Below are 22,004 nucleotides of genomic sequence, written 5' to 3'. Positions count from 1 at the left end.
TGCGGCAGCCGACCCTCGACGGGCTGCCCGGTCCGTCGTCCGCCGGCCGCCCGCGGCCCTTTCGAGGCCCGCGGCGGGCCCCCGCACCGGAGGAGACGCAACGTGCACTGCACTCGATGTGGCCATGAGAACCCCGAGGGCAGTCGCTTCTGCGCCCAGTGCGGATCGGCTCTCTCCCAGGAGCGGGTCGGTGAGTCGACCAGCGTGATCCCGAAGGTCGGCGGCGACGAGACCGGCGACCAGGCGGAGGTCGTCGAGTCGGCGGCCGACGCGCACGCCGGTGCCGTCGAATCGCTCCCGGCCGGTTCGGCGCTGCTGGTCGTGAAGCGCGGCCCCAACGCGGGCAGCCGGTTCCTGCTGGATCAGGACGTCACCACGGCGGGCCGGCACCCCGACAGCGACATCTTCCTCGACGACGTCACCGTCAGCCGCCGGCACGTGGAGTTCCACCGCGAGGGCGGCGGGTTCTCGGTGCACGACGTCGGGAGCCTCAACGGCACCTACGTCAACCGCGAGCCGGTCGACGTCGCGACCCTGGCCGGCGGTGACGAGGTGCAGATCGGCAAGTTCCGGCTCGTGTACCTCACCGGCCCGCGCACCGGCGAGCCGGCCGCTCGCTAGTGACGGCCGTGCCCGAGCGCGAGAACGCGCTCGGGGACGCCGTCGACCAGCACGCGCCACGCCTCACCATCGGTGAGGTCCTGGCGGTTCTTCGCGACGACTTCCCCGACGTGACAATCAGCAAGATCCGCTACCTCGAGTCCGAGGACCTCGTCCACCCGCAGCGCACGCCGTCCGGGTACCGCAAGTTCTCCCGGGCCGACGTCAGCCGGCTGCGCTACGTGCTGACCGCGCAGCGCGACCACTACCTGCCGCTGCGGGTCATCAAGGAGCACCTCGAGGCCCTCGACCGGGGCGAACCGTTGCCGCCCGGCGCCGCGAGCGGTGCTCCCGTGCCGCCGCCGGCCCAGGACGACGACGGCTCCGGCGTGCCGCCGCTGACCCCCGAGCAGTTCGCCCGGGCGGCCGGGCTGGAGCCGGGGCAGCTGGCCGACTGCGTGCAGTTCGGGCTGTTGGCGACGGACGCCGACGGGCGCCATCCGGCGGGCGACCTCCCGGTGGCGCGGGCGGCCGCCGGGCTCGCGCGCCACGGCATCGAACCGCGCCACCTGCGCGTGTACCGGACCGGCGTCGAGCGGGAGGCCGGCCTGGTCGAGCAGCTCGTCGCCCCGGTGCTGCGGGCCCGCTCGGAGGAGGCCCGGACGCGGGCCACGGAGAAGCTCCGCGAACTGGCCGTCCTGTCCGCGCAGCTGCACACAGCGCTGCTCGAGGCGCGCCTGCGGGACCTGCTCCGGCCCTGAGTCGGGCGTACCGTGAACGTCGTCGGCGAGACCCCGTCCGATGCCTGAGACCTGTCCACCGACCTTCGCCCAGGGAGCCGCACCGTGCAGGAGCTTCGAGTCGTGGGCGTCCGGGTCGAGCTGCCCGGAAACCAGCCGATCCTGCTGCTCAAGGAAACGCAGGGGGAGCGGTACCTGCCCATCTGGATCGGCGCCGTCGAGGCCGCGGCGATCGCGTTCGAGCAGCAGGGCGTCCGGCCCGCCCGGCCGATGACGCACGACCTGCTGCGCGAGGTGGTCCGCACCCTCGGCGCGACGCTGGAGGCCGTCAACATCACCGAGATGCGTGACGGCATCTACATCGCGGAGCTCGTCTTCGGTGACGACCGGATCGTGAGCGCCCGCCCCTCCGACGCCGTGGCGCTCGCCGTCCGCACCGGGGCGCCCATCTTCGGCGCGGAGGACCTCCTCGACGAGGTGGGCATCGAGATTCCGGACGAGCAGGAGGACGAGGTCGAGAAGTTCCGGGAGTTCCTCGACCAGATCTCGCCCGAGGACTTCGGTGCAGGCTCCGGCTCGGGGGGTGCCGCCTGAGGCGGTCGGAACGCCCCAGCAGCCCCACCCGTCACATTTCGGGCAAGTTCTGATGATCGGCAGGACCCGAGGTGTTCTCCACTCGAAATGATGAGCGGGGCGACACGCCGCCCCGCTCAGTTGACCGGCTCCAGTGCCCGGCTTACGGTCGGCGAACAACAACGGTGTGACATCTGATGTCAGTGGGTGAAAGACCCGATCGGATGCGAAGCCGTCGACCCGGACCGGACGGGGGTCCGGGACCAGAGGAGGACGCTGACGTGAGCGACCAGAGCACCGGCTCCCAGGGTCAGCTCTTCAGCGACGCCGCAGTCGGTGCGCCGCGCTACGACGAGGTCGACACCGACCTCGTCGGTTACCGCGGCCCGACGGCGTGTGCCGCTGCAGGCATCACCTACCGCCAGCTCGACTACTGGGCCCGTACCGGCCTGGTCGCGCCGTCGGTCCGCACCGCCACCGGCTCGGGCACGCAGCGGCTGTACTCCTTCCGCGACATCCTCGTGCTCAAGGTCGTCAAGCGGCTGCTCGACACCGGCGTCTCCCTGCAGAACATCCGCAAGGCGGTCGACCACCTCCGCAACCGCGGCATCAAGGACCTCGCGAACGTCACCCTCTTCTCCGACGGCGCCACCGTGTACGAGTGCACGTCCGCCGAGGAGGTCGTCGACCTGCTCGCCGGCGGCCAGGGCGTCTTCGGCATCGCCGTCTCGGGTGCGCTGCGGGAGCTGTCCGGGGAGCTCGCCGAGCTGCCGGCCGAGCGGCTCGACGGCGGCCCGGCCCACGCCGGCGACGACGAGCTCTCCGTCCGCCGCCGCGCCCGCGCCGCTGTGTGATCTGTCGTGACATTGCGGTCCTCCGGACCGCACCGCGGCCACGAGCCGTACCCCCGCGCCGCTGAGCCCTATCCCGTTCCGTCTCCGGGACCCTCCGGGCCCACTCGGCGCGCACCGTGTGGCCCGGTCGGCCAGTCCTCCCGCGCTGGTAGCGTTCGAGTAATGGTCGACCGCTCGTTGCCGTCACTGAGCTCACTGAATCCGGCTGGGTCTTTCGCCGGGCGGCACATCGGCCCCCGGCCCGCCGACACCGCGGCGATGCTCGCGACCATCGGCCATCCGTCGCTCGAGGAACTGGTCGACTCCTGCGTGCCCGAGGGCGTGCGCGACCGCACCCCGCTGGACCTGCCGGCCGCGCAGGACGAGCGCGCGGTCCTGGCCGCGCTCCGCGAGCGGGCCGAGGCCAACGACGTCTACACCTCGATGATCGGGTTGGGCTACTACGGCACGGTCACCCCGGCCGTCATCCAGCGGAACATCCTGGAGAACCCCGCCTGGTACACCGCCTACACGCCGTACCAGCCCGAGATCAGCCAGGGCCGGCTCGAGGCGCTGATCAACTTCCAGACGATGGTCGCCGACCTCACCGGCCTCGACGTCGCCGGCGCCTCCATGCTCGACGAGGCGACGGCCGCCGCCGAGGCGATGACCCTCGTCCGCCGCGCCGGACGCGCGAAGCCCGAAGCCGTCTTCGTCGTCGACGCCGACACGCTGCCGCAGACGCTCGGCGTGCTGCAGACCCGCGCCGAGCCGCTGGGCATCCGGCTGCACGTCGCCGATCTCTCCAGCGGGTGGCCGATCGACCTGCCCGAGGCCGGTGCCTTCGGAGTGCTGCTGTCCTACCCCGGCGCGAGCGGCGCCGTGCGCGACCACCGCGCGCTGGCCGCCGCCGCGCACGCGTCCGGCGCGTCGGTCGTCGTCGCCGCCGACCTGCTGGCCCTCACGCTGCTGGAGGCGCCGGGGGAGTGGGGCGCCGACGTCGCCTGCGGCACCAGCCAGCGCTTCGGCGTCCCCATGGGCTACGGCGGCCCGCACGCCGGTTACCTGTCCGTCCGCGAGGGCCTGGCCCGCCAGCTGCCCGGCCGCCTGGTCGGGGTGTCCCTGGACGCCGACGGCGACGTCGCCTACCGGCTGGCGCTGCAGACCCGCGAGCAGCACATCCGCCGCGAGAAGGCGACCAGCAACATCTGCACCGCGCAGGTGCTGCTCGCCGTGATGGCCGGTGCCTACGCGGTGTACCACGGTCCCGAGGGCCTCGCGGCGATCGCGGCACGCGTCCACCGCGTCGCCCTGGCCCTCGCCGGATGGCTGCGTGCGGGCGGCCTGGAGATCGTGCACGAGCACTTCTTCGACACCCTCGAGGTCTCGGTGCCCGGACGGGCCGACGAGGTGGTGGCGGCTGCGGCGCAGCGCCGGATCAACCTGCGCCGGGTGGACGCCGACACGGTTGCCGTTGCCTGCGACGAGACCACGACGGTCGACGTCCTGCGGTCGGTGGCCGAGGCATTCGGCGTCGAGGCGGGGGAGCCGGAGGACGACGGCGCCGACGCCCTGCCGGCCGCGCTCCGCCGCCAGACGCCCTACCTCACCCACCCCGTCTTCTCCGCGCACCGCTCGGAGACGGCGATGCTGCGCTATCTGCGCGCGCTCTCGGACAAGGATCTGGCGCTGGACCGCACCATGATCCCGCTGGGCTCCTGCACGATGAAGCTGAACGCGGCGACGGAGATGGCGTCGATCACCTGGCCCGGCTTCGCCGACATCCACCCCTTCGCACCGACCGAGCAGGCCCGCGGCTACGCCCAGCTGATCCGGGAGCTGTGCGACGCCCTCGCCGAGGTCACCGGCTACGCCGCGGTGAGCGTGCAGCCCAACGCCGGCTCGCAGGGCGAGTTCGCCGGCTTGCTGGCCATCCGCGGCTACCACCGCTCGCGCGGCGAGGAGCAGCGTGACATCTGCCTGATCCCCAGCTCCGCCCACGGCACCAACGCGGCCAGCGCCGTCATGGCCGGCATGCGGGTCGTGGTCGTCGCGTGCGACGAGGCCGGCAACGTCGACGTCGCCGACCTGCACGCCAAGGTCGGCCAGCACGCCGACCGGCTCGCCGCGATGATGATCACCTACCCCTCGACGCACGGGGTGTTCGAGCTCGACATCCAGGAGATCTGCGCCGCGGTGCACGACGCCGGTGGCCAGGTCTACGTCGACGGCGCGAACCTCAACGCAATGGTCGGGCTGGCCAAGCCCGGTCGGTTCGGCTCCGACGTCAGCCACCTCAACCTGCACAAGACGTTCTGCATCCCGCACGGCGGCGGCGGCCCGGGCGTGGGCCCGATCGGCGTCCGCGAGCACCTGGTGCCGTTCCTGCCGGGTCACCCGCTGGTCGACACCGGCACCTCGGGGCCGGTCGTGTCCGGGGCGCCCTGGGGCTCGGCGGGCATCCTGCCGATCTCGTGGGCCTACGTCCGCCTGATGGGTCCCGACGGACTGCTGGCCGCGACCGAGCACGCGATCCTCGCCGCCAACTACGTCGCCGCTCGGCTCCGGGACCACTTCCCGGTGCTCTACACCGGTCGCGACGGCTTGGTGGCGCACGAGTGCATCCTCGACATCCGGCCGCTGACGAAGGCGACCGGCGTGACCAACGACGACATCGCCAAGCGGCTGATCGACTTCGGGTTCCACGCGCCGACGATGAGCTTCCCGGTTGCCGGCACCCTGATGGTCGAGCCCACCGAGAGCGAGGACAAGGCGGAGCTCGACCGGTTCATCGAGGCGATGGTCACCATCCGCGGCGAGATCGAGAAGGTCGCCACCGGCGAGTACGACCGCACCGACAACCCGCTGCGGAACGCGCCGCACACGCTGGAGATGGTCGCGGGGGAGTGGGGGCGCCCCTATCCGCGCACCACCGCGATCTATCCGGTGCCCGGACTGCAGGGGCGCAGCTACCTGAGTCCGGTCCGCCGGATCGACCAGGCCTACGGCGACCGCAACCTGGTCTGTGCGTGTCCATCGCCCGAGGCGTTCGCCGAACACGACTTCTCCGACCACGCCCCGGCCGAGAACGGGTCGACGCCGCGTCGCCCGGCGGGCTCCCCGGACGACCTCGGGACGACGGCCGACGTGGTGGGCGCCCAGAACTAGTACCGGTCAGCCCAGCCCGCGGTGCGCCGCCCAGAGCTCCGCGGCGCGGCCGGCGGCGTCGGAGATCAGCGCCGCGAGCTCGGGCCGGTCGGGCACCGGGAAGGAGACGTACGCGCCGCGGCCGCCGGCGACCGGTCGGCCGTACGCCTTGGCCGCCAGGTGCCCGTCCCGCAGCAGCCGGACGTTGAGCGTGGTGAGCTCGAACTCCTGACCGCGTCGGCTGTCGCGCCAGCGGAGCGCCTCGGGGATCGCCACGTTGATCGCCAGCGCGCTCACCTCGACGCCGCCGGTCACCTCGCCTCGTTGATCCGGATGAGGTTGCCGGCGGGGTCGCGGAAGGCGCAGTCGCGGACGCCGTAGGGCTGCACGGTCGGCTCCTGGACGACCTCGGCGCCACCAGCGACCAGCTTCTCGAACGTGCCGTCGAGGTCGGTCGTGGCCAGCATGATCCAGCCGTACGTGCCCTTGGCCATCATCTCCCGGACGGTGCGGCGTTCCTCGTCGGTGATCCCGGGGTCGACGGCGGGCGGCGCCAGAAGGATGGAGGTGCCGGGCTGGCCGGGCGGCCCGACCGTGATCCAGCGCATCGTGCCCTGGCCGACGTCGGTTCGGACCTCGAAGCCGAGGACGTCCCGGTAGAAGGCGAGGGAGGTCTCCGGGTCGTCGTGCGGCAGGGGCGTGGTGTGGATGGTGAGGTCCATGTCGATCACGCTAGGTGCGCACGGGAAGCTGAGCTTTTCGATTCCTGATCGGGCGGGTGACCTGCTTCGCCACGCAGGACGGCAGGCCCGCCGTCGAGTGCGCCGCCTCGCGACGGTAGGCGCTCGGCGGCATGCCGACCAGTTCGGTGAAGCGGGTGCTGAAGGTGCCCAGCGACGAGCAGCCGACCGTGAAGCAGACGTCGGTGACGCTCAGGTCACCGCGGCGCAGCAGGGCCATCGCACGCTCGATGCGCCGCGTCATGAGGTAGCCGTAGGGCGACTCCCCGAAGGCGCGCTTGAACTCCCGGCTCAGGTGCCCGGCGGACATGTGCGCGCCGCGGGCGAGCGCCTCGACGTCCAGCGGCTGGGCGTACTCGCGGTCGATCCGGTCGCGGACGCGCCGCAGCCGCACGAGGTCGCGCAGGTCCTGCGTGGCGCCGCTGGTCACCTGCCCGATCGTGCCACGGATGCACATGCCCGCCATCCCTCTCTCGTGGTCACACGCCCACGTAGGCGGCGAGGTGCTTCCCCGTGAGGGTCGAGCGGTCCGCGACCAGGTCGGCCGGCGTGCCCTCGAAGACGATCCGCCCGCCGTCGTGACCGGCGCCGGGGCCCAGGTCGACGATCCAGTCGGCGTGCGCCATGACGGCCTGGTGGTGCTCGATGACGATCACCGACTTCCCGGAGTCGACCAGCCGGTCGAGGAGGCCGAGCAGGTTCTCGACGTCGGCCAGGTGCAGGCCGGTGGTGGGCTCGTCGAGCACGTAGACGTCGCCCTTCTCCGCCATCTGGGCGGCCAGCTTGATCCGCTGGCGCTCGCCCCCGGAGAGCGTGCTGAGGGGCTGCCCCAGGGTGATGTACCCGAGCCCGACGTCGACGAGCCGGTCGAGAACCGTGTGCGCGGCCGGTGTCCTCGCCTCACCGGCGCCGAAGAACTCCTCGGCCTCGACCACCGACATCGCGAGCACCTCGGCGATGTTGCGGCCGCCCAGCGTGTACTCGAGCACGGAAGCCTGGAAGCGCTTGCCCTCGCACTCCTCGCAGGTGGACTCGACGGTGGCCATCACGCCGAGCTCGGTGAAGATCACCCCGGCGCCGTTGCAGGCGGGGCAGGCGCCCTCGGAATTGGAGCTGAACAGCGCCGGCTTCACACCGTTGGCCTTCGCGAACGCCTTCCGGATCGGCTCGAGCAGGCCGGTGTAGGTGGCCGGGTTGCTGCGCCGCGACCCGCGGATCGCGCCCTGGTCGACCACGACCACGCCGTCCCGCTCCGCGACCGACTCCTGGATCAGGGAGCTCTTGCCCGACCCGGCCACGCCCGTGAGCACCACCAGCACGCCCAGCGGGAGATCGACGTCGACGTCGTGGAGGTTGTGCGTGCTCGCGCCGCGGATCTCGAGCGCTCCGGTGGAGCTGCGCACGGCGTCCTTGAGTCGCGCCCGGTCGTCGAGGTGCCGCCCGGTGACGGTGTCGCTGGCCCGGAGCCCGTCGACCGTGCCCTCGAACGTCACCTCGCCACCGGCGGTGCCGGCGCCGGGGCCGAGGTCGACGACGTGGTCGCCGATCGCGATGGTCTCGGGCTTGTGCTCGACGACCAGCACCGTGTTGCCCTTGTCGCGCAGCTGCAGAAGCAGGTCGTTCATGCGGGCGATGTCGTGGGGGTGCAGCCCGATCGTGGGCTCGTCGAAGACGTAGGTGACGTCGGTGAGGGAGGAGCCGAGGTGCCGGATCATCTTCGTGCGCTGCGCCTCGCCGCCGGACAGGGTGCCGGCCGGCCGGTCGAGGGACAGGTAGCCGAGCCCGATCTTGGTGAAGGAGTCGAGGAGGTGGCGCAGCCCGGCGACCAGCGGGGCGACCCCGGGCTCGTGGAGCTCCCGCACCCAGTCGGCGAGGTCGGTGATCTGCATGGCGCAGAGGTCGGCGATGTTCTTCCCGCCGATCTTCGACGACCGGGCCTCCTTGGACAGGCGGGTGCCGCCGCACTCCGGGCAGGTCGTGAAGGTGACGGCGCGTTCGACGAAGCGCCGGATGTGCGGCTGCATCGAGTCCACGTCCTTCGAGAGCATCGACTTCTGGACCCGCGGGATGACGCCCTCGTAGGTCAGGTTCACGCCCTCGACCCTGATCTTGGTCGGCTCCTTGTAGAGGAGGTCGGCCATCTCCTTCTTCGTGTAGCTCCCGATCGGCTTGTCCAGGTCGAGGCCGATGCCCTGGAAGAGGCGGCCGTACCAGCCGTCCATGCTGTAGCCGGGCACCATGAGGCCGCCCTCGTTGAGGGACTTCGACCCGTCGTAGAGGGCCGTGAGGTCGAAGTCGTTGAGCGAGCCCATGCCCTCGCACTTCGGGCACATGCCGCCCTGGTAGACGGCCTCGCGGACGACGTTCTTCTCGACCCGGCCACCCTTCTCGGTGCTCATGACGCCACTGGCCTTGCGCGTCGGCACGTTGAAGGCGAAGGCGGTCGGAGGGCCGATGTAGGGGGTGCCGAGCCGGCTGAAAAGGATGCGCAGCATGGCGTTGGCGTCGGTGGCGGTGCCGACGGTGGAGCGGGGGTTGGCGCCCATCCGCTCCTGGTCGACGATGATGGCCGTGGTGAGGCCCTCGAGCAGGTCCACGTCGGGCCGCGCGAGGCTCGGCATGAAGCCCTGCAGGAAGGCGCTGTAGGTCTCGTTGATCAGCCGCTGCGACTCCGCGGCGATCGTGTCGAAGACCAGCGAGCTCTTGCCCGACCCGGAGACGCCGGTGAACACGGTCAGCCGCCGCTTGGGGATGTCGACGCTGATGTCCTTGAGGTTGTTCACGCGCGCGCCGTGGACGCGGATCAGGTCGTGGCTGTCGGCCTCCGGCAGCTCGGGCGACGGCGCGCCGGTCCTCGTGGCCGTGCTCATCGGGTCTCCAACCGTCGGACGGGCCGCGCCGGCGGGGGTGCCGGCGCTCAGCGATCCTGCAGCAGACCCAGGATGTTGCCATCGGGGTCGGACACCGTGGCCACCAGGCGGCCGCCGCCCACATCGTGCGCGGGCTCGGTCACGGTGGCGCCGGCCGCCGTCACCTCGGCGAGCTTGGCCTCGATGTCGGGCACGTGCCAGTAGGCGACCGGGCTCGTCATCCCTTGCGGGCCGCCGCCGGGCACGAGGCCGATGTGCTGGCCCTCGGCGTCGTAACCGACGTAGTAGAGCGAGTCCGCGTGCGGCGGGACGCCGAGCAGCGCGGTGTAGACGGCCTTGGCGGCAGTCAGATCCGAGACCGGGTGCAGCACGGTCCGGATGCCCTGGGTGGTCGAGGCGGTCATGGTTCCTCCTGGCGTGGTGGACGCCGTCCGGATCGGACGACGACGGTCACGCTAGGAGCGGTCCGGCGTGGGTGCTTCTCGATTCCTGACCGGCCGGGAGCGATCGCCGCCCCGGGTCAGGCGGGGGTGAGCCAGGTGTGGTGGTCGAGCACGGCGCTGCCGTCGGGCAGCAGCTCGCCGCCGTCGTCGAAGAGGACGACGCCGTTGCACAGCAGGCTCCAGCCCTGTTCGGGGTGGCTGCTCACCACTGCGGCGAGATCACGCGCGTCGCTGGTGGCGTCAGGGCAGGTCGTTACGTGGTGGCACATCGCGGTTCCATCCCGTTCGGCGTCCCGGCGCGATGCCGGAGAGTTACGTACCGTGTTCAACTGATTACCAGTTCGGCAAGTGTGCGCCGGTGCTGAAGGACCTGATCGTGATGCAGGTCACCACGTCACCCGAAGGTATCGGCAGGTCCTGCCAACGCCACTGGTGACACGGTGGCATCGGCCCAGGTCGGGACGGCGAGTCGCGGGTTCAGAGCTTGCGCAGGAGAACGCGGCGGACCGAGTGGTCGCTGGCCTTCTGCAGTACCAGCCGGGCGCGCGAGCGGGTAGGCGCGATGTTGCTGCGCAGGTTCGGTCCGTTGACCGCGGCCCAGATGCCGAGCGCCGTGTCGCGGGCCTGCTCGTCGCTCAGGCCGGCGAAGCGGTGGAAGTAGGCGTCGCTGTCCTGGAACGCCGTCCGGCGCAGCCCGAGGAACCGTTCGACGTACCAGTGCTGGATGTCGGCCTCGGCGGCATCGACGTACACGGAGAAGTCGAAGAAGTCCGACAGGAACACCTCGGGCGCGGTGCCGTCGGCGCGGCGGCCGGCCTGCAGCACGTTGAGGCCCTCGACGACCAGGATGTCCGGCCGGTCGACCGCCTGACGGGCGCCCGGCACGATGTCGTAGGACTGGTGGTCGTACACCGGCGCGAAGACCTCCGCCCGGCCGGACTTCACGTCGGCGAGGAAGCGCAGCAGGGCCCGCCGGTCGTAGCTCTCGGGGAAGCCCTTGCGGCCCAGCAGGCCGCGGGCCTCCAGTGCCGCGTTGGGCATCAGGAACCCGTCGGTGGTCACCAGGTCCACCCGAGGGGACCCGGGGGCGGCCGACAGCAGCGTCTGCAGCAGCCGGGCGGTCGTGCTCTTGCCGACCGCCACGCTGCCGGCGACGGCGATGACGTAGGGGACCTTCGCCGTCGTGTTGCCCAGGAACTCGGCCTGGGCCGCCCACAGCCGCCGGCTCGCGGCGACGTGCAGGTCGAGCAGCTCGGCGAGCGGGAGGTAGACGGTCGCGACCTCGTCGAGGTCGATCCGGTCGCCGAAGGTTGCGAGCTCCCGCAGCTCGGCCTCGTCCAGGGGCAGCCGGGAGCCTGCGGCGAGGGCCCGCCACGAGGCCCGGTCGAACACCGCGTAGGGCGAGACCGAGCTGCGCGTTTCCGACGTCACGGCGACCATCGTGCCGTCCGGGGGTGCCGGAGGCTGTGTGCGGGTCACCCGGCCGGGTGGGCCGGGGCGCCGAACCGCCGATGGCGACCGCTCGCCCGGCGTCGGCGCGGCTACTGTTCGGAGTGTGCCGACCCGTCCGGGGCTGCTCGAATGCATCGAGCGCTACTTCGCCGCCGCGCCGCTACCGGACGCCCGGATCGAGGCCGCCGGCGCCCTCGACGTGCCCATCGGCGACCCCGCGTGGCCCTACCCGGCACGCCCCCGATCGAGCGCCGTACCGGTGACCGCGGACGACGTCCGCGCCGCCGTCGCGCTGCAGGAGGCGGCCGGGCTTCCGGCCGCGGTCGAGTGGGTGCCCGAGCTGTCGCCGGCGACCGCCGCCGCCGCCCGCGCGGCGGGACTCCAGGTCGAGGAGCTGCCGCTGCTCGTCGCGGTGGATCCGGTGGAACTGCTGCTCCCGGCCGGGGTCGACCTCTACGTGGTGGGGGCTGACGACCCGCAGCTCGCCCGCTACCAGTGGGTGGCCGCCGCCGCCTTCGCCCATCCCGGTGGCGCGTCGGAGGTGAGCGTCGTCCCCGAGGACCTCTCGGCCGAGGCGCGCGCCCGGACGGCGGCGCTGCGCGACCGGATCGCCTCGGGCCGCACCGTGATGATGGTGGCCGTCGAGGACGACGAGCCGGTGGCCGTCGGCTCGCACCAGCCGGTGGCCCTCGAGGGCACGGAGGTCAGCGAGGTCATCGGCGTCGCCACGCTGCCGCGCCTGCGCGGTCGAGGGCTCGGTGCCGGCATCACCTCGGCGCTCGTCGCGCACGCCACCGAGACCGCCGACCTGGTCTTCCTGGCCGCCGGCGACGACGACGTGGCGCGGGTGTACGAGCGGGTCGGCTTCGCCCGCCTGGCCACGACCGCCGTCGCCGAGCGGCCCGCGGATTAGAGCCGCAGGGAAGGGCCCTTACTCCTCCTCGTAGGTCGCGACCAGCGTGGCGCGGGCCAGCGTGTGGAAGAACAGGTTGAACCCCAGCACGGCGGGGGTGGTGTCGGCGTCGACGTCGAGGGTCTCGGTGTCGACGGCGTGCACGACCACGAAGTAGCGGTGCGTGCCGTGGCCCGACGGGGGAGCGGCCCCGACGTATCCGGCGAAGCCGCCGTCGTTGCGCAGCTGGATCGCTCCGTCCGGCAGCGCGGGGGAGTCCTTGTCACCGGCGCCACTGGGCAGCTCGGTGACCGACGCGGGGATGTTGGCGACCGCCCAGTGCCAGAAGCCGCTCGCGGTCGGTGCGTCCGGGTCGTAGACGGTCACCGCGAAGCTCTTCGTCCCCTCCGGGAAACCCGACCAGGACAGCTGGGGGGACCGGTCCTCGCCGCCGGCGCCCATGACGCCGCTGACGCAGGCCGTGGGCAGCGTCTCGCCGTCGGAGCAGTCGGTGCTCGTGACCGTGAAAGCAGGCACCTGCGGCAGGAAGTCGTAGGGGTTGGGCGGGGTCGGCCGGTCGGCCATGGTCGTCTCCTCGAGGGATGGGGTTCGTTTCCCGATCTGGACCCTAGGCACGCCGTCGCTGCGTCGCCTTCCGGGACGGGTGGGGCTGCCTGGACGACGTTGCCCGACTGCAACCGTCCTGACAGGTCTCGGGCACGCCGCGCCGGTAGCGTCCCGGGCGTGTCAGCCCCCGCGCCCGGCCCCCTCGGCCTCCCGGATTCGATCCGCGTGTGCCTGTTCGACCTCGACGGCGTCCTCACGAGGACGGCGACGGTGCACATGGCCGCCTGGAAGCGGACCTTCGACGAGTTCCTCCAGGCGCGCGAGCCGGGGTCGGGGGAGTTCAGCCAGCTCGACTACAACCGCTTCGTCGACGGCAAGCCGCGCGCCGACGGCGTCCGCGACTTCCTCGCCAGCCGCGGGATCACGCTGCCCGAGGGGGCTCCGGGTGACGCCCCGGAAGCTGCGACCGTGCAAGGCATCGCCACCCGGAAGAACGCACTGGTGCTCCAGGAGCTCGCCGAGCACGGCGTCGAGGTCTACCCCGGCTCGGTGGCCTATCTGAAGGCGGTGAAGGACGCGGGCCTCGCGACGGCGGTGGTGACCGCCTCGGCCAACGGCGAGCAGGTGATCGCCGCCGCCGGGTTCGCCGACCTCATCGACGTCCGGGTCGACGGGGTGGTGGCGGCGGCTGAGAAGCTGCGCGGCAAGCCGGCGCCGGACACCTTCCTGGCCGGCGCCCGCCTGCTGTCGGCCGACCCGAGCGAGGCGGTCGTCTTCGAGGACGCCATCTCGGGCGTGGCCGCGGGGCGGGCCGGGAACTTCGGCTACGTCGTCGGCGTGGACCGCGTGGGGCATGCCGACGAGCTGGCCGCGCAGGGCGCCGACGTCGTCGTGCAGGACCTCGCGGAGCTGCTGTCATGACCGAGGGTCGCGCCACCTTCCCGATCGAGCCGTGGTCCCTGACCGAGGTCGGCATGGATCACGCCTCGCTCGCGGTCCACGAGTCGGTGTTCGCCCTGACCAACGGGCACATCGGCATGCGCGGCTCGTTCGAGGAGGGCGAGCCGGTGGTCATCCCCGGCACCTACCTCAACGGGTTCTTCGAGGAGCGCCCGCTGCCCTACGCGGAGGCCGGCTACGGCTTCCCCGAGATGGGCCAGACGATGGTCAACGTCACCGACGGCAAGCTGATCCGGCTGCTGGTGAAGGACTCGCCGCTCGACCTCGACTACGGCGAGATCATCGAGCACACCCGCACCCTCGACCTGCGCGCCGGCGTGCTGCGCCGCTCCACCGAGTGGCGCTCACCGGGTGGCCGGACCGTCCGGGTCACCAGCACCCGGCTCGTGTCGCTGGCCCGACGCTCGATCGCGGCCATCGAGTACAACGTCGAGCTCACCGACGACCTCGGTGATCTCTACGTCGCCCTCCAGTCGGACCTGCTCGCCAACGAGCTCACGCCGTCGGAGGAGGACGACCCGCGGGCCGCCGCGGCGCTGGCGCGCCCGCTGGCGCCGGAGTCGGCCGTCGGCCGCGGACGGCGGGCGGTGCTGGTCCACCAGACCAAGCGCAGCAAGCTGCGGATGGCCGCGGGCATGGACCACACCGTCGAGATCCCCGACTCGAGCACCGAGGACATCGAGGCCAGCGGCGACCTGGCCCGCTACACGCTGGCCGCCCGCATCCCGCCCGGCGGCTCGCTGAAGCTGGTCAAGTTCCTCGCCTACGGCTGGTCGTCGCGGCGGTCCGGCCCGGCCCTGCGCGACCAGGTCGAGGCCGCGCTGGCCACCGCCAAGCTGGCCGGGTGGGAGCGGCTGGTCCGCGAGCAGCGGGAGCTGCTGGACCAGCACTGGGACGAGGCCGACGTCGAGATCGAGGGCGACGAGGAGCTCCAGCAGGCGGTCCGGGTGGGCATGTTCCACGTCCTGCAGGCCGGCCTGCGCGGCGAGCGGCAGCCGATCCCGGCCAAGGGCCTGACCGGTCCCGGCTACGACGGGCACACGTTCTGGGACACCGAGACCTACGTGCTCCCGGTGCTCACCTACACCGCCCCGCACGCGGTGCGTGACGCGCTGCGCTGGCGGCACTCGACGCTGGACCTGGCGCGCGACCGCGCGCGGGAGCTCGGCCGCCGGGGCGCGGCGTTCCCGTGGCGCACGATCCGCGGCGAGGAGACGTCGGGCTACTGGCCCGCGGGAACGGCGGCCTTCCACATCAACGCCGACATCGCCGACGCCGTCGTCCGCTACTACAACGCCACCCTCGACGACGACTTCGACCGCGATTTCGGCGCGGAGCTACTCATCGAGACCGCCCGGCTGTGGGCGTCGCTGGGCCACTTCGACGCCGAGCACGGGTTCCGGATCGACGGGGTGACCGGCCCGGACGAGTACACGGCGGTGGTCGACAACAACGTCTACACGAACCTGATGGCGCAGCGGAACCTGCGGGAGGCCGCCGAGGCGGTCAAGCGGCAGCCCGACGTCGCCGGGCGGCTCGACGTCGACCCCGACGAGGTCGAGGTGTGGTTGCGCGCCGCGTCGCTGATGGCGGTGCCCTACGACACCCAGCGGGGCGTGCACATGCAGTCCGACGCGTTCACCCACCACGAGGAGTGGGACTTCGCCGCCACCCCGGCGGAGAACTACCCGCTGCTGCTGCACTACCCGTACTTCGAGATCTACCGCAAGCAGGTGGTGAAGCAGGCCGACCTGGTGATGGCCCTGCACCTGCGCGGGGACGCCTTCACCCTCGAGGAGAAGACCGCCGACTTCGCCTACTACGAGGCGCGGACGACGCGGGACAGCTCGCTGTCGGCCAGCCAGCAGGCCGTCGTCGCGGCCGAGACCGGCCACCTGCAGCTGGCCTACGAGTACTGGGCCGAGGCCGCGCTGACCGATCTGCAGAACCTGCACCACAACTCGGGGCACGGGCTGCACATCGCCTCGCTCGCCGGGGGCTGGACGGTGGCGGTGGCCGGTTTCGGCGGGATGCGCGACCACAACGGCGAGCTGACCTTCGGGCCCCGGCTGCCGGAGCGGATCACCCGGCTGCGCTTCCGGGTCGTCTACCGCGGCCGGAAGCTCACGGTCACGGTCACCCCGGGGCAGGCCACGTACCGGCTGGAGGACGGCGAACCGCTCGACATCCGGCACCACGGCCGTCAGGTGACCGTCGATCACAGCGACCTGGTGCTGGACATCCCACCGGCGCCCCAGCCGGAGCCGGTGACCCAGCCGAAGGGGTGTGAGCCGCGGCGGCGCAGCCGCAACTGATGCCTAGCGCAGCAGCCAGTAGGCGCCGAGGAGCAGCGCGCCGACGTCGACCAGCAGGAAGACCCCGACCCAGAACAGCGCGGGGAAGGGAGTCAGCCCGGCCAGCTGGTCGGCGTCGGAGTCGGGCGCCCGGCGCCGTCGCCGCGCCGTCTGCAGCTCCAGGACCGTCCGGGGCGCGGCCAGCAGCAGGAACCAGGTGGCGAGCGCGGCGAAGGCCGCCTGACCCTGCGGCGGCAGCCACCAGGTGGCGCCGAACACGATCGCACCGGTGACCAGCACCGACCACAGGCCGTACCAGTTGCGGATCTGCACCAGGAGCAGCGCCAGCAGGATCAGCAGCGCCCAGAGCAGGCCGACGGCGTGTCCGGCGGCGAGCAGGGCCGCCGCGCCCAGTCCGAACAAAGCGGGGCCCGTGTAGCCGGACGCGCAGGTGAGCACCATGCCGAGGCCGGTGGGGCGCCCCGCGGACACCGTCAGGCCGGAGGTGTCCGAGTGCAGCCGGATACCGGACAACCGGCGTCCGGCGGCGAGGGCGACCAGGCCGTGCGCGCCCTCGTGGGCGATGGTCACGACGTGCCGGGTGGGTCGCCACAGCGTGGGGGAGAGGACCAGCAGCGCCGCCACGGCCGCGCTGCCGAGGAGGACCCCAGGCCGCAGGTCGGGGGAGACGACGGTGACCTGCGCCCAGAACCGGCCGAGGGACCCCACTCAGGCCCCGCCGGTGACCAGCGTCTCCAGCCCGGCCAGCGCCAGGACGCGGGCGATGGGCCCACCCGGCTCGACGCTCACCCGCAGCCGCCCGCCCGCGACACGGGCCCGGTCCACCGCCTCCACGAGCAGGCCGATGCCGGCACTCGCGAGATAGCGGAGCTCGCGGAGGTCCAGCTCGAGTCGGGTCGCACCGGCCGCGTCGACCTCGGCCAGCAGCAGCGGGCGCAGATCGCCGGCCGCGATGAGGTCCAGCTCACCGGTCAGCCGCAGGACGCCGTCCGCGCGGACGAGTCGCGCGCCGCCGTCGGCGGCGTTCTGGACCGGCCGGCGCGCGGACGCCGGACCCTTGCCGGCGGCCGGGCGGACCGGGAGGCGGAAGCGCACGGCCGTGCCGCCGGACGCGGACCGCTCGACGGTGGCGTCCTCGGACAGCTCGCGGATCAGCCGCAGACCGCGGCCCCGGAAACCGGGATCGGCGGGCACGGGCCGCCACGTGCCGAAGTCCTCCACCTGCACGTCGACGGTCCCGTCGGGCAGCCAGCGCACCGCGTACGTGCAGGCACCGGGGGGCTGGTCACGGTAGGCGTGCTCGACGGCGTTGGCCAGTGCCTCACCCAGGGCCAGCTGCAGGTCCTCGACGGCGTCCTCGGACAGCGCGGCGGCGGCGGCCCAGGCCACCACGGCGCGGCGGACCGACGCCAGCCGGGCCGGATCCGCGGCGATCCGGCCCTCCAGGGGCGGCGGCATCAGCCGCGCTGCGATCAGCGCCACGTCGTCGGGCTGGTCGGTGTCGGCGAGGATCTCGTGCAGGACCCGGCTCGCGAAGTCCTCGGGCGGCTGCTCGCCGTGCCGCCGCACGGCGTCGGCGAGCCGGTCCAGACCGACGTCGATGGGCGCGTTACGGCGCTCCACCAGGCCGTCGGTGTACATCAGCAGGACCGCTCCCGGCCGCACCCGGGCCGTGCCCTCGGTGAACGGACGGCGGCCCGGCACACCCAGGACCGTCCCCGATCCGGCGGCGTCGAGGTACTCCGCCCGCCCGTCCTCGTGCAGCAGGAGAGGCGGCGGATGCCCGGCGCGGGCCCAGCGGATCGTGCACTGCTCCCAGTCGAGGACGAGGCAGGCCGCCGTGGACGCCGTGGCGGCGGGCAGCCGGGAGGCGAAGAGGTCCAGCAGCTCGAGCGCCTCGGCCGGGCTGCTGCCGGCGAGGAGCGCCGTCGACAGCGCGCTGCGCAGCTGACCCATCACCGCCGCGGCGGCGGGGCCCTGGCCGACGACGTCCCCGACGGCGATCGCCACCCGATGGTCGTCCAGCGCCACCACGTCGTACCAGTCGCCACCGGCCTGCGTGCCGGCCGCGCCGGGGAGGTATCGCGCCACCAGCGCCAGGCGGGCGAGCTGCGGCAGCCCCTGGGGGAGGAGGCTGCGCTGCAGCGTCTCGGCGATCCGCTGCTCGGCGCGGTACAGGCGGGCGCGGTCGAGGGCCTGCGCGCACTGCTCGGCGAGCGCGAGCAGGGTGGCCCGCTCGGTGACGGTGAGCCGGCGGTCCTCGGCCAGGCCGATGCCGATCACGCCCACCGAGGCACCGCCGACGGCGAGGGGGAGGGCGACACCACCGGCACTCTGCGTGGCCCGCATGTTCTCGACGAGGTCGGGATGGCGGTCGGGATGTGCCGACAGCCAGGCGTCGAGGTCCTCATACCACTGGGGGCGGCGCTCGTGCACGGCCACGGTGAGCGGGCGGACCGTGGCCAGCGGCATGCTGTCGTAGGACCTCGTCGGTCGCTCGGCATCCGTTCCCAGCAGGGTCAGCGTGCGGCGGGACTCGTCGACCTCGTAGACGCCCACGGCGCTGCCCGGACCGAGCAGTTGCGCGACGTGGCGCGCGGCGGTGGCACCCACCGACGCGGGCGTGGTCGCCGCCGAGAGTGCCGCCGTGGCCTGCTGGAGGAGGGTGAGTCGCTGGGCGCTGGCCCGCTCGTCGGCCAGCAGCAGTGCGTTGTCGACCGCCAGTGCGGCGCGGCCCGCGATCTCCTCCACCAGGGACCGGTCGTCGGCGTTGAATCCCGGCGTCTCCGGGCGGCGACCGAGCCCCAGCACGGCCAGGACACGTCCGCGGACCACCAGCGGCACCGCCAGCTTCGAGTTCGCGTCCAGCCGCCGGCGCAACTGGGCGGGGTCGGCGTTGCGGGAGCCGATGACGGGCACACCCGTGCCGGCGGCGCCGACCGTCGTCCGGCCGGTCTCGACGGCCTCGCGGGCCAACGAGGTCTCCTCCGGCATGGTCGCGATCACCGCTTCGGTGGCGGCGTCGAGCGCGGCCACCGCGGCCCGGTGCAGCACCCCGTCGTCGCCCACCCGCCGGACGTCGCACGCGTCGGCCAGCCGGGTGGTGACCAGCACCCGGGCCAGCGTGGCGAGCTGGTCGCCGATGCCGCCCGCGCGATCGAGCGTGGCGCTGACCTCGGCGAGCAGACTCTGCCGCTGGCTCTCGCGATAGCGCGCGTTGATGTCGGTGCAGCTGCCCACGTAGCCGGAGTGCTCGGCACCGCCGCCCAGGGGGGCGGCACGCTCCAGCAGCCAGTGATAGGCGCCGTCGGCCCGGCGCAGCCGGTACTCCACCTCCCAGGGCACGTGCGCGGAGGAGGCCGCGCCCACGACCTCGAGGTAGCGCTCCTCGTCGTCGGGATGCAGCCGGGCGCGCCAGGAGTTGTCGACGTCCTGGGCGCTGCCGGAACCGGTGAACTCCTGCCACCCGGCGTTGAGGAAGATCCGCCGGTTCTCGGCGTCGGCGACCCAGATCAGCGCCGGCACCAGGTCGGCCATCGCGCCGAAGCGCTCCTCGGCCTCCCGGCGCACACGGCCGAGCTCCACGTGCGCGCCGACGCGGGCGAGCAGCTCCCGGGCCGAGAACGGCTTCTCGAGGTAGTCGTCGGCGCCGGCGGCCAGGCCCTCGACCGCGGCCTCCTGGCCCGCGCGGGCGGACAGCAGCAGCACGGGCACGCGCTCGGTGCGCGGATCGGCGCGGAGCCGGGAGAGCAGGGCCATCCCGTCCAGCCGCGGCATCATCACGTCGCTCACGACCAGGTCCGGCGGGTCGGCCAGCGCGGTCTCCAGCGCCACCTGCCCGTCGGGCACGACCTGAACGCGGTAGCGCGGGCTCAGCAACCGTCGCAGGTAGTCGCGCATGTCCGCGTTGTCGTCGGCGACGAGCACCCGCCCGGGACCGGCCAGGGGGTCGCGGGCGGGGTCCACCGGTGCCGCGGCGGCCGCGGCGTCGGCTTCCTCGGCGTCCGGGAGCCAGCGGAGCGCCTCGGCGACGAACGGCTCGGCGGCCGCGGAGACGCCGGTGCCGGCCCTGTCCTCGGCCACCTGCTCGGCCGGAAGGTGCTCCGATCCCAGAGGCAGGGCGACCGTGAACGTCGTCCCGCGCCCCCCGCCGCTCTCGGCCGTGATGGTTCCACCGTGCAGCCCCACCAGCTCGCGGACCATGGCCAGCCCGATGCCGCTGCCCTCGCCCGAGCGCGAGCGGGCGCGCTCGACGCGATGGAAGCGCTCGAACAGCCGGGGGAGCTCCTCGGGCGGCACCCCGGTGCCGGTGTCGGAGACCGTGAGCACCGCCCGGTCGTCGTCGCGGTGCAGGGCGACGGTGATCCCGCCCTCGAAGGTGAACTTCACCGCGTTCGACAGCAGGTTGAGGACCACCTTCTCCCACATGTCGCGGTCGACGAAGACCGGTTGGTCGAACGGGGGACAGTCGACGGTGAACCGCAACCCCGCTCGCTCGACCGCCGACCGGAAGACGCTGGCCAGCTCGGCGGTGGTGACGGCGAGGTCGACGGGCTCGAACCGGGCATCGATCCGGCCGGCCTGCAGTCGGGAGAAGTCCAGCAGCGTGTTGACCAGCTTGCCCAGGCGCAGCGCGTTGCGGTGGATCACCTCGAGTTCCTCGCGGGCACGGGCGTCGCCGCCGACCGCGGGGGAGTTCTGGAGTTCGGTGAGCGGTCCCATGATCAACGTCAGTGGGGTGCGGAACTCGTGGCTGACGTTGGAGAAGAAGTCGGTCTTGGCGCGGTCGAGCTCGGCCAGCGACTCGGCCCGGCGACGCTCGGCCTCGTAGCTGCGCGCGTTCACCAGGCCGGAGGCGATCTGGTTCGCCACCAGCCCGACGAAGCCGCGGTAGTCGTCGTCGTAGCGGTGGTGGGGGTTCAGGCCGACGACCAGGAAACCGTCGGTCGGTGCGGTGCCCTGGGCGGAGGTGGCGAACGGAACGGCCACGGCCTGCAACGGTGGCCGCTGCCAGTTCCCGGTCGGCAGCCCGGGGAAGCGGTCGGGCAGGTCGTCGACCAGCGCCTCCTGTCCGGCCCGCAGCGCCGCCAGGGGCCACGCCGCGTCGTCCCGGTCCGCCGTGATGGTCGCCGGCGCCGCGGCGCTGCCCGCCTCGATGCCGGTCGCGCAGGCCAGCCGGGCGGTCCCGGACTCGTCGAACAGGTACGTCAGGCTGAACGGCAGGTCGGCCAGGTTGCGGCCGAGCTGCTCGCCGATCGCGGCGAGGACGTCGGGCTCGGTGCGCGTGGTCGCCACCGCCGCCGCGAGATCGCGCAGGTTCGCCATGCGGCGCTCACCGACGACGCGCTGGGTCGTCTCGACGACGACGCAGAGCATGCCGGCGGTCCGGCCGTCGTCGCCGTCGACCGCGCTGTAGGAGAACGTGTGGTACGTCTCCTCGGGGTAGCCGCTGCGCTCCAGGAAGAGCAGCAGGTCCTCGTCCCACGTCGCGATGCCGGTGTCGAGCACCGACCGGATCCGTGGCCCGATGTCGTGCCAGATCTCCGCCCACATCTCGTCGGCGGGACGGCCGAGCGCCCAGGGGTGCTTGCCCTGCAGGGTGTCGCGCCAGTAGGCGTCGTTGTAGAAGGTCGTCAGCTCCGGGCCCCAGGCCGCCCACATGGAGAAGCGGGAGGTCAGGACGATCCGGACCAGGTTGCGGAGCGCACCCGGCCAGGTGTCGGGGGAGCCGACCGCGGTCTGGCTCCAGTCGCGCTCCGCCATCGCCCTGCCGAGTTCGCCACCGTTGCGGAAGAGCGCCTCGACCGCACCCTCGTCGCCGGCGCCCGGCGTCACGTTCCCTGACGGCTGCGTCCCCACGATCGGCACTCTG

General features: G+C 72.9%; 18 protein-coding genes. 8 read left to right on the top strand and 10 right to left on the bottom strand.

Features of this window, described 5'->3' with window-relative positions:
* Positions 1-102: 102 nt before the first annotated feature.
* From odhI to gcvP, 5 genes are all read left to right on the top strand, one after another.
* Positions 103-621, top strand: coding sequence for an oxoglutarate dehydrogenase inhibitor Odhl (gene odhI / locus AC2H4J_RS07645; RefSeq protein ID WP_487464255.1), 519 nt, complete (start codon positions 103-105; stop codon positions 619-621).
* 8 nt (positions 622-629) lie between these two features.
* The gene (gene ftsR / locus AC2H4J_RS07640) at positions 630-1,361 is read left to right on the top strand and encodes a transcriptional regulator FtsR (protein ID WP_487464254.1); all 732 of its coding nucleotides are present in this window, start codon (positions 630-632) and stop codon (positions 1,359-1,361) included.
* An 84-nt stretch (positions 1,362-1,445) separates the two neighbouring features.
* A complete protein-coding gene (locus AC2H4J_RS07635; RefSeq protein WP_487464253.1) occupies positions 1,446-1,934 on the top strand; it encodes a bifunctional nuclease family protein in 489 nt (162 codons plus the stop codon).
* A 260-nt stretch (positions 1,935-2,194) separates the two neighbouring features.
* Positions 2,195-2,767, top strand: a complete 573-nt coding sequence (locus AC2H4J_RS07630) for a MerR family transcriptional regulator (RefSeq protein ID WP_487464252.1) — start codon at positions 2,195-2,197, stop codon at positions 2,765-2,767.
* A gap of 162 nt (positions 2,768-2,929) precedes the next feature.
* Complete coding sequence (gene gcvP, locus AC2H4J_RS07625) at positions 2,930-5,914, top strand: aminomethyl-transferring glycine dehydrogenase (RefSeq protein WP_487464251.1); 2,985 nt, start codon at positions 2,930-2,932, stop codon at positions 5,912-5,914.
* 6 nt (positions 5,915-5,920) lie between these two features.
* Here the strand turns inward: gcvP and AC2H4J_RS07620 are convergent, their stop codons facing one another.
* From AC2H4J_RS07620 to coaA, 7 genes are all read right to left on the bottom strand, one after another.
* The gene (locus tag AC2H4J_RS07620) at positions 5,921-6,208 is read right to left on the bottom strand and encodes a hypothetical protein (protein ID WP_487464250.1); all 288 of its coding nucleotides are present in this window, start codon (positions 6,206-6,208) and stop codon (positions 5,921-5,923) included.
* On the bottom strand, positions 6,205-6,615 hold the full coding sequence (locus tag AC2H4J_RS07615; RefSeq protein WP_487464249.1) for a VOC family protein: 411 nt from the start codon (positions 6,613-6,615) through the stop codon (positions 6,205-6,207). Before AC2H4J_RS07615 ends, AC2H4J_RS07620 begins: the two co-directional genes overlap by 4 nt.
* 10 nt (positions 6,616-6,625) lie before the next feature.
* Positions 6,626-7,090 (bottom strand): helix-turn-helix transcriptional regulator, encoded by a 465-nt coding sequence (locus tag AC2H4J_RS07610; RefSeq protein ID WP_487464248.1) that lies wholly within the window; start codon positions 7,088-7,090, stop codon positions 6,626-6,628.
* A gap of 22 nt (positions 7,091-7,112) precedes the next feature.
* Entirely contained in the window at positions 7,113-9,503 is a 2,391-nt protein-coding gene (locus AC2H4J_RS07605; protein WP_487464247.1) for an ATP-binding cassette domain-containing protein, read from the bottom strand.
* A gap of 47 nt (positions 9,504-9,550) precedes the next feature.
* Positions 9,551-9,907: a VOC family protein gene (locus tag AC2H4J_RS07600; RefSeq protein WP_487464246.1), complete on the bottom strand. Its 357-nt coding sequence runs from the start codon at positions 9,905-9,907 to the stop codon at positions 9,551-9,553.
* A gap of 116 nt (positions 9,908-10,023) precedes the next feature.
* The gene (locus AC2H4J_RS07595; RefSeq protein WP_487464245.1) at positions 10,024-10,215 is read right to left on the bottom strand and encodes a DUF5999 family protein; all 192 of its coding nucleotides are present in this window, start codon (positions 10,213-10,215) and stop codon (positions 10,024-10,026) included.
* Between the two features lie 208 nt (positions 10,216-10,423).
* Positions 10,424-11,386: a type I pantothenate kinase gene (coaA, locus tag AC2H4J_RS07590; protein WP_487464244.1), complete on the bottom strand. Its 963-nt coding sequence runs from the start codon at positions 11,384-11,386 to the stop codon at positions 10,424-10,426.
* Between the two features lie 115 nt (positions 11,387-11,501).
* Here coaA and AC2H4J_RS07585 point away from each other — a divergent pair, with 115 nt between their 5' ends.
* Positions 11,502-12,311, top strand: coding sequence for a GNAT family N-acetyltransferase (locus tag AC2H4J_RS07585; RefSeq protein WP_487464243.1), 810 nt, complete (start codon positions 11,502-11,504; stop codon positions 12,309-12,311).
* 18 nt (positions 12,312-12,329) lie between these two features.
* On the opposite strand, the gene AC2H4J_RS07580 is transcribed toward AC2H4J_RS07585, so the two are convergent.
* Positions 12,330-12,875 carry a YbhB/YbcL family Raf kinase inhibitor-like protein gene (locus AC2H4J_RS07580; protein WP_487464242.1) on the bottom strand — a complete coding sequence of 182 codons (546 nt, stop codon included), beginning with the start codon at positions 12,873-12,875 and terminating at the stop codon, positions 12,330-12,332.
* 159 nt (positions 12,876-13,034) lie between these two features.
* Between AC2H4J_RS07580 and AC2H4J_RS07575 the strand changes: the two genes are divergently transcribed.
* Both AC2H4J_RS07575 and AC2H4J_RS07570 read left to right on the top strand, forming a co-directional pair.
* Positions 13,035-13,778 (top strand): HAD family hydrolase, encoded by a 744-nt coding sequence (locus tag AC2H4J_RS07575; protein WP_487464241.1) that lies wholly within the window; start codon positions 13,035-13,037, stop codon positions 13,776-13,778.
* Positions 13,775-16,132 (top strand): glycoside hydrolase family 65 protein, encoded by a 2,358-nt coding sequence (locus AC2H4J_RS07570; protein ID WP_487464240.1) that lies wholly within the window; start codon positions 13,775-13,777, stop codon positions 16,130-16,132. Before AC2H4J_RS07575 ends, AC2H4J_RS07570 begins: the two co-directional genes overlap by 4 nt.
* Positions 16,133-16,135: 3 nt before the next feature.
* On the opposite strand, the gene AC2H4J_RS07565 is transcribed toward AC2H4J_RS07570, so the two are convergent.
* Together AC2H4J_RS07565 and AC2H4J_RS07560 are read right to left on the bottom strand one after the other, a co-directional pair.
* Positions 16,136-16,840 (bottom strand): M50 family metallopeptidase, encoded by a 705-nt coding sequence (locus AC2H4J_RS07565; RefSeq protein ID WP_487464239.1) that lies wholly within the window; start codon positions 16,838-16,840, stop codon positions 16,136-16,138.
* Positions 16,841-21,991, bottom strand: coding sequence for a SpoIIE family protein phosphatase (locus AC2H4J_RS07560; RefSeq protein ID WP_487464238.1), 5,151 nt, complete (start codon positions 21,989-21,991; stop codon positions 16,841-16,843). It abuts the gene before it with no gap.
* Positions 21,992-22,004: the final 13 nt, after the last annotated feature.

The sequence above is a fragment of the Blastococcus sp. OS1-29 genome (assembly GCF_057628075.1).
The sequence above is the reverse complement of the archived record's forward strand: the minus strand, read 5'-3'. Positions and strand labels throughout refer to the sequence as shown.